General features: G+C 57.4%; 13 protein-coding genes and 2 pseudogenes. 4 read left to right on the top strand and 11 right to left on the bottom strand.

What is annotated here, in order from left to right:
* Positions 1 to 52 precede the first annotated feature (52 nt).
* The 11 genes from ACUTJJ_RS11015 to ACUTJJ_RS10965 form a co-directional block, all read right to left on the bottom strand.
* A complete protein-coding gene (locus ACUTJJ_RS11015) occupies positions 53 to 952 on the bottom strand; it encodes a hypothetical protein (protein ID WP_445542153.1) in 900 nt (299 codons plus the stop codon).
* 354 nt (positions 953 to 1,306) lie between these two features.
* Entirely contained in the window at positions 1,307 to 3,088 is a 1,782-nt protein-coding gene (locus ACUTJJ_RS11010) for an ABC transporter ATP-binding protein (protein ID WP_445542152.1), read from the bottom strand.
* Positions 3,081 to 3,962: an ABC transporter ATP-binding protein gene (locus ACUTJJ_RS11005; RefSeq protein WP_445542151.1), complete on the bottom strand. Its 882-nt coding sequence runs from the start codon at positions 3,960 to 3,962 to the stop codon at positions 3,081 to 3,083. Before ACUTJJ_RS11005 ends, ACUTJJ_RS11010 begins: the two co-directional genes overlap by 8 nt.
* Positions 3,959 to 5,020: a FecCD family ABC transporter permease gene (locus tag ACUTJJ_RS11000; RefSeq protein ID WP_445542150.1), complete on the bottom strand. Its 1,062-nt coding sequence runs from the start codon at positions 5,018 to 5,020 to the stop codon at positions 3,959 to 3,961. The genes ACUTJJ_RS11005 and ACUTJJ_RS11000 overlap by 4 nt, the downstream gene beginning before the upstream one ends.
* Positions 5,017 to 6,066, bottom strand: coding sequence for a FecCD family ABC transporter permease (locus ACUTJJ_RS10995; protein ID WP_445542149.1), 1,050 nt, complete (start codon positions 6,064 to 6,066; stop codon positions 5,017 to 5,019). Before ACUTJJ_RS10995 ends, ACUTJJ_RS11000 begins: the two co-directional genes overlap by 4 nt.
* Positions 6,063 to 6,893, bottom strand: coding sequence for a siderophore-interacting protein (locus tag ACUTJJ_RS10990; RefSeq protein WP_445542148.1), 831 nt, complete (start codon positions 6,891 to 6,893; stop codon positions 6,063 to 6,065). Before ACUTJJ_RS10990 ends, ACUTJJ_RS10995 begins: the two co-directional genes overlap by 4 nt.
* A 14-nt stretch (positions 6,894 to 6,907) precedes the next feature.
* Entirely contained in the window at positions 6,908 to 7,882 is a 975-nt protein-coding gene (locus tag ACUTJJ_RS10985) for an iron-siderophore ABC transporter substrate-binding protein (RefSeq protein WP_445542147.1), read from the bottom strand.
* Between the two features lie 61 nt (positions 7,883 to 7,943).
* Positions 7,944 to 10,427 (bottom strand): TonB-dependent siderophore receptor, encoded by a 2,484-nt coding sequence (locus tag ACUTJJ_RS10980; RefSeq protein WP_445542146.1) that lies wholly within the window; start codon positions 10,425 to 10,427, stop codon positions 7,944 to 7,946.
* Between the two features lie 191 nt (positions 10,428 to 10,618).
* Positions 10,619 to 11,581 (bottom strand): FecR family protein, encoded by a 963-nt coding sequence (locus ACUTJJ_RS10975; protein ID WP_445542145.1) that lies wholly within the window; start codon positions 11,579 to 11,581, stop codon positions 10,619 to 10,621.
* A 93-nt stretch (positions 11,582 to 11,674) separates the two neighbouring features.
* Complete coding sequence (locus tag ACUTJJ_RS10970) at positions 11,675 to 12,178, bottom strand: sigma-70 family RNA polymerase sigma factor (RefSeq protein WP_445542144.1); 504 nt, start codon at positions 12,176 to 12,178, stop codon at positions 11,675 to 11,677.
* A gap of 403 nt (positions 12,179 to 12,581) precedes the next feature.
* Positions 12,582 to 12,785, bottom strand: a complete 204-nt coding sequence (locus tag ACUTJJ_RS10965) for a hypothetical protein (protein ID WP_445542143.1) — start codon at positions 12,783 to 12,785, stop codon at positions 12,582 to 12,584.
* 147 nt (positions 12,786 to 12,932) lie between these two features.
* On the opposite strand from ACUTJJ_RS10965, the gene ACUTJJ_RS10960 reads away from it, so the two are divergent.
* The 4 genes and pseudogenes from ACUTJJ_RS10960 to ACUTJJ_RS10945 all read left to right on the top strand — a co-directional run.
* Positions 12,933 to 13,355 (top strand): helix-turn-helix domain-containing protein, encoded by a 423-nt coding sequence (locus tag ACUTJJ_RS10960; protein ID WP_445542142.1) that lies wholly within the window; start codon positions 12,933 to 12,935, stop codon positions 13,353 to 13,355.
* Positions 13,352 to 13,753: an IS3 family transposase gene (locus ACUTJJ_RS10955; RefSeq protein ID WP_445542141.1), complete on the top strand. Its 402-nt coding sequence runs from the start codon at positions 13,352 to 13,354 to the stop codon at positions 13,751 to 13,753. The genes ACUTJJ_RS10960 and ACUTJJ_RS10955 overlap by 4 nt, the downstream gene beginning before the upstream one ends.
* Positions 13,659 to 13,913: pseudogene (locus ACUTJJ_RS10950) on the top strand (DDE-type integrase/transposase/recombinase); the annotation flags it as partial. The gene ACUTJJ_RS10955 and the pseudogene ACUTJJ_RS10950, both read left to right, overlap by 95 nt.
* Before the next feature lie 61 nt (positions 13,914 to 13,974).
* Positions 13,975 to 14,112 (top strand): annotated as a pseudogene (locus ACUTJJ_RS10945) (IS30 family transposase); the annotation flags it as partial.

The following is a 14,112-nucleotide window of genomic DNA, read 5'->3' as shown; positions in this document are numbered from 1 at the left end:
CCCTGACCGGATCGAGACGCGCGCGATCGGCCGCAAAGGATTTGCATCCGCATCATCCGGCCACCTTGCTGCAGTTCATGAGTTCGGCAATCTGCGATAGAACCTGTTCCTTGTGGGCTTGAGGCGCGGTAGTGGCCTCGATACGAGCCTTCGCTTCCGGAAGCCGCACAGTAGCCTCGTCCGTATGGCCAAGATCAATCAAGGCGCGCAGGAACCACAGTTCCAGCGAGACGGCCTCGTAGGGTGACATGATTTGAGTTTGCCCAGGGCTTGCAATCAAAGCTTCGAGGCGGCGAAACACGGTAAGCCCCTGCGATGCGAAGGCTCGCCTGCCCGCCGCAACCTGAATGATCATGCAACCGATGGCGTAGAGGCCGGGCGCATTCGAAAATGCTTCACTGTTCGCCAGTGTTTCGGCGAAAGTGAGAAATTCGTCGGCGCGGTTATCGATGTGGGACAGCGCGGTCAGCCGATAACTCTGCAGGATGGGGTCATTCCGATGCACAAGATCGGCGTTGAGTTCCTCATCGAGCAATCGCAGAGCCGATTGCGCACCCTCGTTCCCTGTCAGGGCCGGCCAGTAGTCCTGCATAAGCCAGAAGCGCTCCCGCGTCGCTTCGCGGCGGTATCGTTCCTGCTGGTCGTGCCGTGCGGCTTCGATGTCCCACGTTCCGGCGACGACCGCGTCCAATGGGTCTTCGATGTCGGACGGATGACCCCGCCAGGCAATGCGGCCCTGTGTGTCGACGATGAACGTTTCCGGGACGCCCGGGAGGCATGCCGCCTCATACCAGTCCCGTGTCATCGCGCCGCTCGGCAAAGCCCACAGCCCGTCGCGGGAAGCTTCCGCCACCTCCACGGCGATGCGATAGCGCAGCTTGTCGCCAAATTCCCCGACGATGGCACGGCAACGCTCGATATCATGCTCAAGGATCGCAACGCCAAGGAACACGACGTCGGGATATTTAACCTGGAGCGCCGAGAGCTGCGGTATCCTAGTCTTGCAGACGCCGCAGCCGGAACCCCAAAATTCCGACGACGTGGACAGTCCCGAAGCGGAGGTCTCGATACGGCTCGCCCTTCAGGAACTCACCGACGACTAGGGGCGGGGCCGGGTCGCCCACAGAAAGCTCGTGTCTCGGTTGCGCGGCAGTTGCCCGCATTCTCCAATTCATCGTATTAACCTCCTTTCAGGCTGGCCGGTTGAGAGAGATTGAACGCCGGCCCTGGAACAAATCGGTTTCCCTCGCCAAAATCGCTCATCAGGACTAACCAAAGTGGCCGTCATCATCGGTATTCCTCCTTGCTATTCGCCTGCGAGCGGCAAGGCACATGGTTTTCGGTCGTTGGCGGCGTCGAAGCGATCGTTGGCCTGCGCTGCATGGAGCGCGCGATAGCGTCCGCCCTCATGCGCCAACAGCTCGGCATGGCTGCCCTGCTCGATAATCCGGCCGTCTTCGACCACGACGATGCGGTCGGCATTGGCGATGGTGGCGAGCCTGTGGGCGATGACCAGCGTGGTGCGGCCTTGCGACAGATCGGCGAGCGATTGCTGGATGGCGCGCTCCGTCTCGGTGTCGAGCGCCGACGTCGCTTCATCGAGGATCAGGATCGGCGGGTTCTTCAGGAAGATGCGGGCGATGGCGAGCCGCTGCTTTTGGCCACCCGACAGTTTGACGCCACGCTCACCTATAATTGTGTCGAGACCGGCAGGCAGCGAGGCGATAACGCCGTCCAGCCTTGCGCGGCGGGCAGCTTCCACGATCTCCGCTTCCGTTGCATCAAGACGGCCATAGGCGATGTTCTCGCGAATCGTGCCGGCAAACAGGAACACATCCTGTTGCACGATGCCGATGTTGGAGCGCAACGACTTGAGCTTCATGTCCCTGATGTCGATGCCGCCGATACTGATCGTGCCGCCCGTCACCTCGTAGAAACGCGGCAGCAGCGAGCATATCGTCGTCTTGCCCGCGCCGGACGAGCCAACAAAGGCAATCGTTTCCCCTGCCTTGATCGAGAGAATGAGACCGTCGAAGATGGACTTGTCCGGGCTATAGCCGAAACGAACATTGCGATAGTCAATGTCACCGTTCAATCGCTCGACGGACCTTGCCTGCGTTCGGTCGGCAATATCCGGCCTCGTATCGAGGAACCGCGTGTAGCGCTGGAAACCGGCTATCCCCTTCGGATAGCTCTCGATGATCGAATTGATCTTGTCGATGGGCCGGAAGAACACGCCGACCAGCAACAGGAAGCCAACAAAGCCGCCAGCGGTCAGTTCGCCGCGCACCACAAACCATGCCCCGGCTAGCATCACCACCACCTGCACGAAGCGCATGGAGAGGTAGGACAGCGACATGGATGCCGCCATCGTCCTGTAAAACTCCAGCTTGGTCGTGAGATAGTTGCGGTTGTTCTGGGCAAACAGCGCCCGCTCGTGATCCTCGTTGGTGAAGGCCTGCACCACGCGGATGCCGCCGACATTCTCCTCGATGCGGGCGTTGAACTCGCCGATCCGGCCGAACAGCGCATGCGAGTTTGCCATCATCCGCTTGCCGTAAAGCGTGGTGACGATTGCCGTGACCGGAACGATGGTCGCGGTTATCAGCGCCAGCGGCACATGCACCCACATCATCAGCGCGAACGCGCCGATCAGGGTCATGAGCGCGATAAACAGGTCTTCCGGGCCGTGATGGGCGACTTCGCCAATCTCTTCGAGATCCTTGGTCAGCCTTGCGACCAGTTGGCCGGTCTTCTGGTTGTCGAAGAAACCGAAGGAGAGCTTTTGCAGATGGTCGAAGGCTTTCCTTCGCATCTCGGTCTCGATCTTGAGGCCGAGCATATGGCCCCAATAGGTGACGATGACCTGAAGGCCGGCATTGACCACATAGATCAGGAACAGACCAACGCTGGCGAGCGCGGCCATGCCGATCTGGTTGGTCGGAAGCAGACGGTCGATGAACAGCCTTATGGCGACGGGAAATGCCAGTTCCAGCAGGCCGGCGGCGACGGCACTGGAGAAGTCGAGCGCGAACAGACCGCGATGCGGACGGTAATAGGCGGCGAAGCGTCTCAACAGGTCAATCACGATGCCGCTCCTTTCCAGCGCGATGGGAGGTGTCCAGCCGCACGACTTGCGTGGCCTCTGCTGCTCGCGGCGTTTGCTGCCGGCCTTTCGGCACGATCAGCGGCGTATTGGACACCGGATCTGGGATGATGACGGATAGTAGACCGAAGACGTCTTCGACAAGCCGTTCGGTTACGATGGCTGACGGCCTGCCTTCTGCGACGATCGCTCCGTCGTTCATGGCGATCAGGTGCGAGGCATAACGGCAGGCATGATTGAGGTCGTGCAGCACGGCGACGACGGTGCGGCCTTGGCCGTTGAGATCGGCCAGCAGGTCCATAAGTTCGATCTGGTGGGCAATATCGAGGAAGGTGGTCGGCTCGTCCAGCAACAGGATCGGCGTTTCCTGCGCCAGAACCATCGCGATCCAGACACGCTGCCGCTGGCCGCCGGAAAGCTCGTCCACAAGACGGCCTGAAAGGTCCGTGACTCGGGTGGCGTCCATCGCGGCGATGACGGCCTCCTCGTCGGCCTTCGACCATTGGCGGAAGAAGGACTGGTGCGGATAGCGCCCGCGCGCCACCAGATCGGCAACGGTGATGCCCTCCGGTGCAATCGAGCTTTGCGGCAGAAGACCGAGACGGCGTGCGACGTCCTTGGCGGCAAGATCGGAAATGCTCCTCCCGTCAAGGATGACCTGACCAGAAGCGGGAACAAGCAGTCGTGACAGGGCGCGCAATAGCGTGGACTTGCCGCAGGCGTTCGGGCCGACGATCACCGTCAAGGAGCCATCGGGCACGGCAACCGAAAGATTCCGCGAGATCGTCCGCTCGTCATAGCGCAGGGTCACGTTGTCGGCATGAAGGCGGCCGAAACCACCGTGAGAATGGCTCATTTGCGGCCCTCCCGTATCAATAACCAGATGAAGTAGAGACCACCGATGCTGACCGTCATGACACCAACGGGAAGCTGAACACCGAAGGCGTGCTGTGCCGCCCAATCGGCGGCGAGCAACAGAAGACCGCCCGTCAGCGCCGAAGGGATCAGCGCAACGCCGGCCGAGTTGGTCAGCCTCCGGGCGATCTGGGGCGCGGCCAGCGCAATGAAGGAAATCGGACCGGCTGCGGCCGTCACGATGGCGGTCAACGCCACGCCGAGCACCATCAACAAAAGTCGTGTGCGGTGGGCGTTGACGCCAGACGCTCTTGCCGCGTCGTCGCCCATCTCAAGCTGTCGCATCGGTCGTGACAGCAGAAGCGTCAGGGGGACGACGACAGCCAGAACGACGGCGACGGGAACAAGCTGCTCGAAGCCGAGACCGTTCAGCGAGCCGGCGCCCCAGATCGCAGCGGACATGGCCACCTGTAGTTCCGCCTCGCGGATCATCCACGCGTTGAAGGCCGACAGCATGGCGGCGGCACCGATGCCCACGACGATCAGGCGAAAGCCTTGCACGCCTCGCCGGGAGGACAGAAGATAGACAGCCATTGCCGTGAGGATGCCGCCGATCAGCGCCCCGGCCGCGGTCTCGTAATAACCGCCGGACAGAAGCAGCATGACGACCAGTGCGCCGGTATAGGAGCCGGCCGAGAAGCCAATGATGTCGGGTGATCCAAGCGGATTGCGCGTCAGCGACTGGAAGATTGCTCCGCTGATGGCGAGCGCGCCGCCGAGCAGGAAAGCCAATGCAACGCGCGGCAGACGCCATTCCACCACGATCATTCGCACCTGGTCGTCGCCACGGCCAGCGAGAGCGCCAAGCACTTCAGCCAGGGCGATCGGATACTTGCCGCTTGCTAGCGAGAGACCGGTGATGCCGAGTGCGAGAATGGCAAGCGCAAGACCGATGAATATCGATAGCCTATCGAACCGGGCTGACAGACGACCACGGAAGCCTCGCATGACAAACACGGAGCGGCCGAAATCGACATGGAGCGGTACTGCGGTTTTCATAAGCCGCTTGCTTTCTTCCGCCGCGCCAGCAGGATCAGGACGGGAGCGCCGATGAAGGCGGTGACGATGCCCGCTTCCAGTTCACCCGGAAACAGGATCAGACGTCCGGCGATGTCGGCTGACAACAGCAGCACTGGAGCAAAGATCATGGTCATGGGGATGATCCAGCGTTGGTCCGGTCCGGTGAACCAACGTACGACATGCGGCACCATCAGCCCGACGAAGCCAATCGGCCCGCAAGCGGCAGTTCCTGCTCCGGCAAGTAGTGTGACAGCAATGACGGTGAGAATGCGAGCGCGAATGATATTGGCACCAAGCGAGCGGGCCAGATCGTCGCCGAGCACAACGGCGTTGAGAGAACGGGCGGCAATCAAAGCAATCACCAGCCCAATCCCGATGAACGGAGCGACCGTCGCCACGATCTCCATGTTTCTTCCGGCAACCGAGCCGATCGACCAGAAACGCATGGAATCGAAGGCTTGCGGCTTCAAAAGGGCGATTGATGAACCGATACCGCCGAGAACGGCTGAAAGTGCGACGCCCGCCAGCACGAGGCGAATGGGTGTCGCGCCGTCACGACCCACTGCCCCGAGCGCGTAGACGGCAAGAGTGACAAGGATGGCACCGAGAAAGGCGAACCAGAGATAGGCGTCGATGGAGTGAAAGCCGAACAGGCCGACCGCCAGCGTCACGAAGAAAGCGGCACCAGCATTAACACCGAGAATACCGGGATCGGCCAGCGGGTTCCGCGTCGCTGCCTGGATCAAAGCACCGGATACGCCGAAGGCTGCACCGCAGAGAATGCCGAGCAAGGTTCGCGGCAAACGATAGTCGCGAACGATAATGTGCTCGACTATGCTGGCGTCGTGAACGAACAGCGCATTCCACGCAGTCGAAATCGAGATGGTACGCGCTCCGATCAAAAGGCCCGCCAGCGAAACCGACAGAAGCAAAGCAAGCCCAAGCAGCAGACCGGTCAGCCGCGTGGTGTTGCTGATCGAAAATCCGCTTCCTTCATTATGCTCGTTAAGCAAACCGACACTCAAACCCGCGCCTGCCCTTCGATCCAGTAGCCGATGGCGTCGATGCGATTCTTGTCGAACCCGAGCACGTCGCGGAAATGCTTGCGGCTGTCCGAGACAGCTTTTGCTTCGCCGGCGATGTAAATATAGCCTGGACCTTCCGGTAGTTCGGTGATCGTTCCGGCGATACGCGAAAGCTCCGTGTAACCGGGCCGTTCGGGCATTAAACCATGACAAGCGTGCCAGACGAGCGAGGCGTCGGCTGCCGTATCGATGTCTTGACGGTCTTCGTCAGAAGGAACCTCGACATGCACAATGGTTTTGAAACCTTCCGGTAGTTCCTCCAGCACCCGACCGACAGCCGGAAGCCCGGTAATGTCAGTCAGCATCAGGAGCCATTGGCTGCCTCTGGGAATCCAGAAACGCCCCTCCGGATTGCAGATGCCGACCACATCGCTGACCTTCGCATTCATGGCCCAGGAAGCAGCCACGCCACCCTCATGCGCGACAATGTCGATGGTCATCTCATGGGTGGCAGCATCCCAGCGCCGGATCGTATAGGGTCGGTTCGGACAGGGCTTTGAGCCATCAGGGCGGCCCCACTTGCCGTTCTCCATCAGGACCGGCAGCGTCACCAGCGTATCGACATCGGGCGGAAAAGCCAGACGCACCCACTCGTCGGGATGTCCACTTGGCGCCAACCGCTCGCCGCCCTCAATTTTCAGAACCACCCGGGTCATCGACGGCGTCAGGCGCCCAATAGAAATGGTCTCTCCAAGAAAGTAGTCTTCGGAGTAAGGTTCGTGGTCATGTTCCACGGCTGCCGACAGTGCGTGTTTGTTTGCATTCATCTTATAGTTGCTTTTTAATGCGCAGCAGCATCGGCGAGTTGACCGATGAAGTGAGGATAAAAGTACGGGATGGAACGGACGCTGAGCGCAGATGTCGCCCAGATAGAAACTGCGTCTTCCAAAGGAACGTATCGTCCAGACTGAAACGCATCCAAGCTCGTAAATAGTGGTTGCTTCTCCAACGCCTCGCGCGCGCCAGGTTTATACCACATGACAACCAGATCAGGTGCGAGTTTCTCCATTTCCTCAAAGCTGACGAATACAGAGAGTTCAGTGGGATTCTGTGAAGCAAGATCGGCGACATAAGGCGGGACAACCATGCCTAGCTCGACCAGTGCCGCCACTCTGGGATCCTTGGGAAGATAGACGACGATCCCGTTTCCGCCGGGAAAATAACTCCCGAATATGAACGTCTTCGAAACAAGTGCGGGATGGCTTGTACCAAGCGCGCGCAACTCTGCTATCGTATCGTTTATCAGCTTTTGCGCCTCTTGGCGTTTGCCGAGGGCTTCTCCCGTCAGATAGGTTTGTTCCATCCAGTCTGCTTGCCATGGCCCTGATCGGTAAACCACGGTGGGTGCAATCGCCGAAAGCCGCTTGTAGGACACGTCATCGACTCCGGAATATATACCAAGAATAACGTCCGGTCGAAGAGCCGCCACCGCCTCGAAGTCGATTACAGCATCTGACAAAAGGATTGGTTTCGCATCGCCCACGGCCGTTTCATTCCAGGGAAACATGCCTGAAGGGAAAAATTTGTACTCCGTCATGCCGACGGGAACCAAGCCTAAAGCCAGAACCGCATCTTCACCGCTCCATCCAATTGTGACGATACGTTCCGGGCGAGCTTCGATCCGCGTTTTTCCAAGCGCGTGCTCAACAAATATTGGAAATATACTTGACTCCTGCGCCGATGCCCCGCCCGAAAACAGGCAACAAATCACCAGAAACTGGAATATCCGATTAATAACTCTTGTTGGATTATGCATTGCATCTCCGTTGGAATAGGCAGCGGCCGGATTTTCCGGCCGCGATCCAATCTCCTCTGCCTCAGAAGGTGCTACGCAAAGTAACAAGGAAGTTGCGCGACTCGCCGTAAAAATTGTTCTTCGCCAACGAACCAAGCTGAGAGAAATATTTCTGGTCGAAGACGTTGTTGACATTGACGGTTAACGAGGTGGTGTCGCTGATGTCATAACGGACACTGACATCTGCCACGGCGTAGGCTTCCTGAGTGAGATTAAACGGAATCCCGGTCGAGTTGCCGTTGCTATCCGTAACCCACTCCTCTCCCTTCGCGGTTGTCTTGCTCTGAGCACGAACACCTGCGCCAAGAGTCCAGGCGGAATATTCGCCCGGCAGATTGTAGGTACCCCACACCTTGAAGAGGTGCCTTGGTGTAATTGCGCTATATAGCGTGTCCTCTACCTTGTTTTTATTGAGATTCAGAGTGTATCCAGCATAAATCTGAAGCCCGTCTGTAATCTCACCGCTGAGTTCCAGGTCAATACCGCGGCTTACGATGTCGCCTGACGCTGTGTAGCAGCAATTGCTACCGTTGTCGGGGTTGTATGCCCCCACGAATGTAGGATCGTAGACAGCTTGGCCCTTGCGCTTCGTATGATAAAGAGCGAGCCCGGCATTAAGCCCACTGTCGAGCAACTCACCTTTGAGGCCAATCTCATACGTCTGGCCAGTGATTGGTTCGAGCGGTGTTCCAGGGAGCGGCCCCTTCAGGTTGTTTGCCTGCGACTTGTATATTTCGGCAAAGCTCGCATAGGCTGTCCACTGATCTGTGAGATCGTAGGTCACGGCACCAAATGGTGTCACTACTCCATTGTCATGATAATCGAGCGCTTCCGTCCAATTTGTTGAACCGTCTCGATTGTAGCTCGCGCGATGGAATGAATAGCTATAGTTCCCATAGCGGGCACCGAGGATGACGTGCAACGGATCGGTGATCTCGAACCGCCCTCGCAGATAAGCACCATAGCGCTCCTCAATATAGGGGTGGAAGTTAAAATAATAGTCGGAGGGGAACGCTGGTGTATCACTGCTCGACCAGTAAGATGTTCTGAGATCATTAAGATTGACCGCCGGTCCAGTAAACTCGCCTCTCTTCACGTCGGAACTATGCTTAGAATAATCGAAACCGGCAACAACTTCATGCTCCCGACCGAAGAGTTCGAAAGTACCGTCGGCGTGTGTGTCAAATTGGATCTGATAGCCATCAGACCAATTATATGATCCATTATAGGAGAGGCCGTCGAGCGTCACCGGGTCAACCACCCCGGTAACGAACCCGTACTTGGCATCGTATTTGTGTCCGACATAAGAACCTGTCGTAGTCCAATTCCAACCGTTCTCGAATTCGTGCTTGAGTTCGCCGAACACTTCCCAGCTTTTGTGATGCAGGTAACTCCAATCCGTTCCCAGGCTCGTCGACACGGGGAAATCGATAGCCGAGCCGTCTGAATAGCGGGGCAGACCAGCACGCCAAGGCGTGCTGTCGCTTTTTTCGTAGCTGCCGCCGAACATGATAGAAGTGTTGTCAGTCACATCCGCTTCCAAGACGCCATAGAGTGTGACGTTGCGACTGTCGCTGATATCGTAGAAAGCGTCCGCCCGGTCAAATGATCCGACGAAACGACCACGCACTCCTCCGTCTTGGGTCAAAGGACCCGTGACGTCGATCGTCGACTTGAAAGTGTTCCAGCTCCCCGCAGACACCTCACCAATAGCCTGGAATTTATCGAGTGGGCGCTTGCGAGCAAGACTAATAACGCCGCCAGCTTCGCCGTTACCTGAATAGAGCCCATCCGGGCCACGCAGAACCTCGACACGATCATATTTTGCGAGGCTGGTCGATGATATTGCGTCGTAGGCATTCGTCACCCCCACGGCGCCGCTGTCTTTACGCACGTTGGTTATTTCAAAACCGCGTGAAAAATATCGTCCGGCACCATAGTACTCGTCTGGAGTGACCGTTATACCTGGCGCTGCCTCGAGCGCATCGGTAAGCGTCGTCATTCCTTTGTCCCGGATCTGCTGAGTTGTTATTACCGATACCGATTGTGGGGTTTCTCTCAAGCTCTCCGATGTTTTTCCAATTGTGCTTTCGTCGGCTGAATAAGAACCTGTCCCCTCGGTCGTCGCACCTTTGCCCTGAACAGTGATGGTTTCCAGCACCGTTGAGCCATCCGCAGAGGCATTTCCGCTACCGATCGTGGGATTAGAAATTGCAACCGTAGTTGCATTTGGAAAGGAGTAAATTAGCCCGGAGCCAGCAAGAATTCTTCCCAGCGCCTGTTCACGTGTTGCAGAGCCAGAGAATCCAGACGACGTTTTACCTGCCGCGGCAGACGCAAGGTATGTGACCTGAACACCCGCCTGCCGCCCGAAAGCCGTGAGAGCGCGACTGAGCTTACCAGCCGGGATAGAAAAGGACGTCTGCGCCTGTGTCTGCGCAGCAGCCTCACCATGCGTTACCGCGAGATCGACGACGATTGCCGTCGACACCAGAAGCGTTGCCATCAGCGTCCGGCTCGTACCCCTGAAAACCTTGTTGCTAATCCCACGCCCCTTGACCATTAAACCTCTCCAATTCTTCAACTCGTATGGAGGGACAGGCTGGGCCTGGGCTTCAGGCAATTACTGTCCCTACTACTGTTACAATCGGGGCAGCGAAATTTTCACTTTTTGGCTCAAGTTTTTTTGCTTTTTTTTCAGAGGGGGGAAATCACTGTCACAAACGAGGAAATTTGGCGCACACGGGCACCGGCCGGATGCACCACCGCCTGAAGAGCAACCAGCGGATTGTTCAGATCAAACACCCCGCTGACACGCATATCGGCGATAAATGGATCGGCGATGACAATGCGTCCCGGTATCCAGCGGCCAATGCGAGCGACGAGAGCAGATACGGTTTCCCTTTCCGCAATGACGAGATTGTCACGCCATGATGCGATCTGCCCGTTTTCACGCTGGCCGCGGCCGATATTACCGGAGGAAGAATCGAAGGTGATCCATTGGCCTTCGGCAAGCTTCACGCCCATTTCTAAACCAGAGTCCGACGCCCGAACATCAACTAGACCATGATCGACGGAAACTGTCAGGATACCGGCGTCATTCGACACGTCGAAGGCCGTTCCAAGCCCGGTCGCGGTCAAGGTTCCGGAAAAGACCGAGAGCGGCCGGCTTGCATCGCCCTCCACCTCGAAGAACGACATGCCGGCGAGAAGATCGACCACGCGGCGCTCGCTGCGGAAATCCAGCGCAATCGCGCTTTCCGGCCCAAGCGTCACAATACTCCCATCGGGAAGATTGATCCGGCGTATCTCACCTTTGTCGGTCACGTAGTCGGCACGGGCCTGCAGAAGCATCCCCGGCCCGAAGGAATAAGCGGCTGCGCCGACACCAAAGGCGGAGAATCCACCCACTATGAAGTTGCGGCGCGTGAGACCAAGGCTTTCCCGCCGTTCTATCCGCCGCTTCTCTGTGAGAACTTTTCCAGATGCGCCATGCACCTTCGATACCTGCGCCCAAACCTCCTCATGCTGCGGACCACGCGCACGCCATGCACGGATCAACTCGATCGCCACGTGATTACCGGGATCGTTCTGCAAGCGGATAATCAGGTCGATCGCTTCATCAAGCAATCGCTCCTGATCTGGCGTCGTCTCGTTCATCTGTATCCTTTCGGCAGGAGCGGTGAATCTCACCTGCCTCTATTTATTAATACAAACGAGCGGTGCGAATTTTCTCCTTTCGGAAGAAATAAATCAGAATGCATCCACGCGCCCGACCAGATGGCGGTATGCGTCGCGGATGAGAGACCATGCTCGCGTGGTCGAAATGCCAAGCTCTTCGGCAACTTCAGCGATGGTCCTCTCGCTCAGACGGTGCATCTCGAAAGCCTGTCGCGTCCGCTCCGGCAATTCGGAAAGCGCCTGATGGGTCTGAACAAGGCATTGCCTCGAATAGACGATCTTTTCGGGAGAAGGGGCCGGGTCTGGAATGTTGGCTGCTTCTTCGTCGTCAAGAGTGACGGTCTCGATCAAGGCTTCACGCCGTTGGTGGTTGAGACCAAGATTACGAGCAGCTTGATAGAGATAGGCTTTGGGATTGTGGTTCTGCGTGGTACTGGCTGGCGGCGTTGCAATAACACGCAGGAACGTATCCTGGGTAAGATCGGCGGCCGTATCCTCGTTGATACCCCGGCGATGCAGGGACTTCGCAATTCCCGGGGCGTAATGCCGGAACAGATTTTGTACATCCCAACTCATTGCTGCCTGCCTTTCACTCCGACACTTCAAAACAGTGTCGGGAAAGTCGACCGAACCGACGACGAAATGCGGAAGCCGTGGCAATGGCCTCTGTCATTTCCTCGGAAAATGGTTCTATCAAATCACGCACGGCCAATCTCTCTTCCATAGTGGAAGCCACGGTTACAATCTTTTTAGCGACAATCGAAAATTCCTTGCAAGTACAGTTTTCGCAAAGATTTCGATGAGGATTTCACTGCATCTTAAAACTTGTCGATAAAATTCATGTTATTCCGTGGGATACGGCCGAAAGCGATCCGGGCGGTGAATAGAAGAATGTCGTAGGCGAGCGTAAACTTTCATGCGCCTTGTTGCATGATGGCAACGAAAATTTGGCCTTCACAATGCTGATAAGGAAATGTTTTCAGGTATTTGATTCCATATCCTCCGGCACTTCCTGCTTGAGCCGCAGCCCGTTGGCCAGCCTCCGGCCAAGGGCTTCGAGGAATTTATCATAGTGCTCGCCTTCCTTGGCGCGGGCGGCGGCCTGCACGGTTTCCGGCAGGGAAGCAGTCGTGTTCAGCCAGAAGCGGATGAACCGGGCACAGGCTTCATTGGCAATACCCACGTCCCGTTTGCGGATTTCAGATTAACGGGACATCCCGGTAAATCCCGGACAGTCGTTTCACTAAATCGCGGACTGGAGTGGAGTGCACCCGCAGGGTGAGACAAGGAAAATCGCGGACAGTTTCCCCACACCGAGAGGAAACCGTGCATGGCCCTACGACAAAACAACATTGATGAAGACCAAAAGCTCGCGCTTCTTAAGCGCATGCAAGCCGGTGAGAATGTCAGCAAGCTGGCGAACGAAGCCGGCGTTAGCCGCCAACGGCTCTACGAGTGGCGAGATCATCTCAGGCTCTACGGCGATCTGAGTTCACGACGGCGAGGTCGCCCCCCGAGCGTGGTGTCAATTGTTGACGGTGCTTCGCCATTGCAGACCGCTATGATCGCGTCTTCCCCTCAAGAACAATCGCTGACCAAGGCTAGACGCAGGGTTAGGGAATTGGAGCAGAAAATCGGCCAGCAGCAATTGGACATCGATTTTTTTCGCGGAGCCTTGCGGCACTTCGAGGAAGCTCGTCGTCGGAGCAGCGCGCCTGGCGGAACGGCGTCTTCCAAGTCATCGAAAAAATGATGGCTGATCTGCCGCAGGGCAAACTTAACATCGATAGAATGTGCTGGCTCGCCGGCGTCAGCCGCGCGAGTTATTATCGCCATTGGCTCGATTCCGCCCCTCATAGGGCCGAGACCGGATTGCGCGATCTCATTCAAAAGCTGGTTCTGGGCAATGCTCATTATGGATATCGACGGATCGCTGCGTTGCTGCGGCGGGACGGATGGCAAGTCAATCACAAATGCGTTTTGCGCATCATGCGCGAGGATAATCTGCTGTGTTTGCGCTCTCGTCCATTCGTTCCGAGAACCACCGATTCGAAACATGGATGGAGTTGTGCCGAACCTTGCCAAGGGAATGATCCTGAATGGCGTCGACCAGCTCTGGGTTGCCGACATCACTTTCCTGCATCTGGCTGAGGAATTTGCTTTCCTTGCTGTTGTGCTAGACGCATTCAGCCGGAAAGTGGTCGGGTGGTCACTGGACACGCATCTTAGGGCAAGCCTGGCCATCGAGGCGCTTGAGATGGCAATTACTGATCGTCAACCCGAGCTGGGCAGCCTGGTTCACCATTCCGACCGGGGAGTCCAAGGCAGATTCAACCGGTCGCCGCAACACCCCAAACATGGAGGTGTTTATCGTGACGGGAAGACGGAAATCGGAGCGGTCAACGCGGCAGAAATTATTCTCGCCAGGGCGACCACCGGTATGGCAGCGTGAGAACCTGTGCCGGTTCTGGCGAGAAATAGCGGCAGGCTTGTCCAGCGAGGATGCCGCA

The sequence above is a fragment of the Agrobacterium sp. DKPNP3 genome, from assembly GCF_052686535.1.
Note: the sequence above shows the minus strand (reverse complement) of the source record. Positions and strands in the feature narration are given on the sequence as shown.

Excerpts from the sequence above, each read along its gene's own strand:
- ACUTJJ_RS10960 (WP_445542142.1), top strand. The coding sequence starts at position 12,933 with ATGGCCCTACGACAAAACAACATTGATGAAGACCAAAAGCTCGCGCTT.
- ACUTJJ_RS10975 (WP_445542145.1), bottom strand. The coding sequence starts at position 11,581 with ATGAACGAGACGACGCCAGATCAGGAGCGATTGCTTGATGAAGCGATC.
- ACUTJJ_RS10955 (WP_445542141.1), top strand. The coding sequence starts at position 13,352 with ATGATGGCTGATCTGCCGCAGGGCAAACTTAACATCGATAGAATGTGC.
- ACUTJJ_RS11000 (WP_445542150.1), bottom strand. The coding sequence starts at position 5,020 with ATGAAAACCGCAGTACCGCTCCATGTCGATTTCGGCCGCTCCGTGTTT.
- ACUTJJ_RS10990 (WP_445542148.1), bottom strand. The coding sequence starts at position 6,893 with ATGAATGCAAACAAACACGCACTGTCGGCAGCCGTGGAACATGACCAC.
- ACUTJJ_RS10985 (WP_445542147.1), bottom strand. The coding sequence starts at position 7,882 with ATGCATAATCCAACAAGAGTTATTAATCGGATATTCCAGTTTCTGGTG.
- ACUTJJ_RS10980 (WP_445542146.1), bottom strand. The coding sequence starts at position 10,427 with ATGGCAACGCTTCTGGTGTCGACGGCAATCGTCGTCGATCTCGCGGTA.
- ACUTJJ_RS10970 (WP_445542144.1), bottom strand. The coding sequence starts at position 12,178 with ATGAGTTGGGATGTACAAAATCTGTTCCGGCATTACGCCCCGGGAATT.
- ACUTJJ_RS11005 (WP_445542151.1), bottom strand. The coding sequence starts at position 3,962 with ATGAGCCATTCTCACGGTGGTTTCGGCCGCCTTCATGCCGACAACGTG.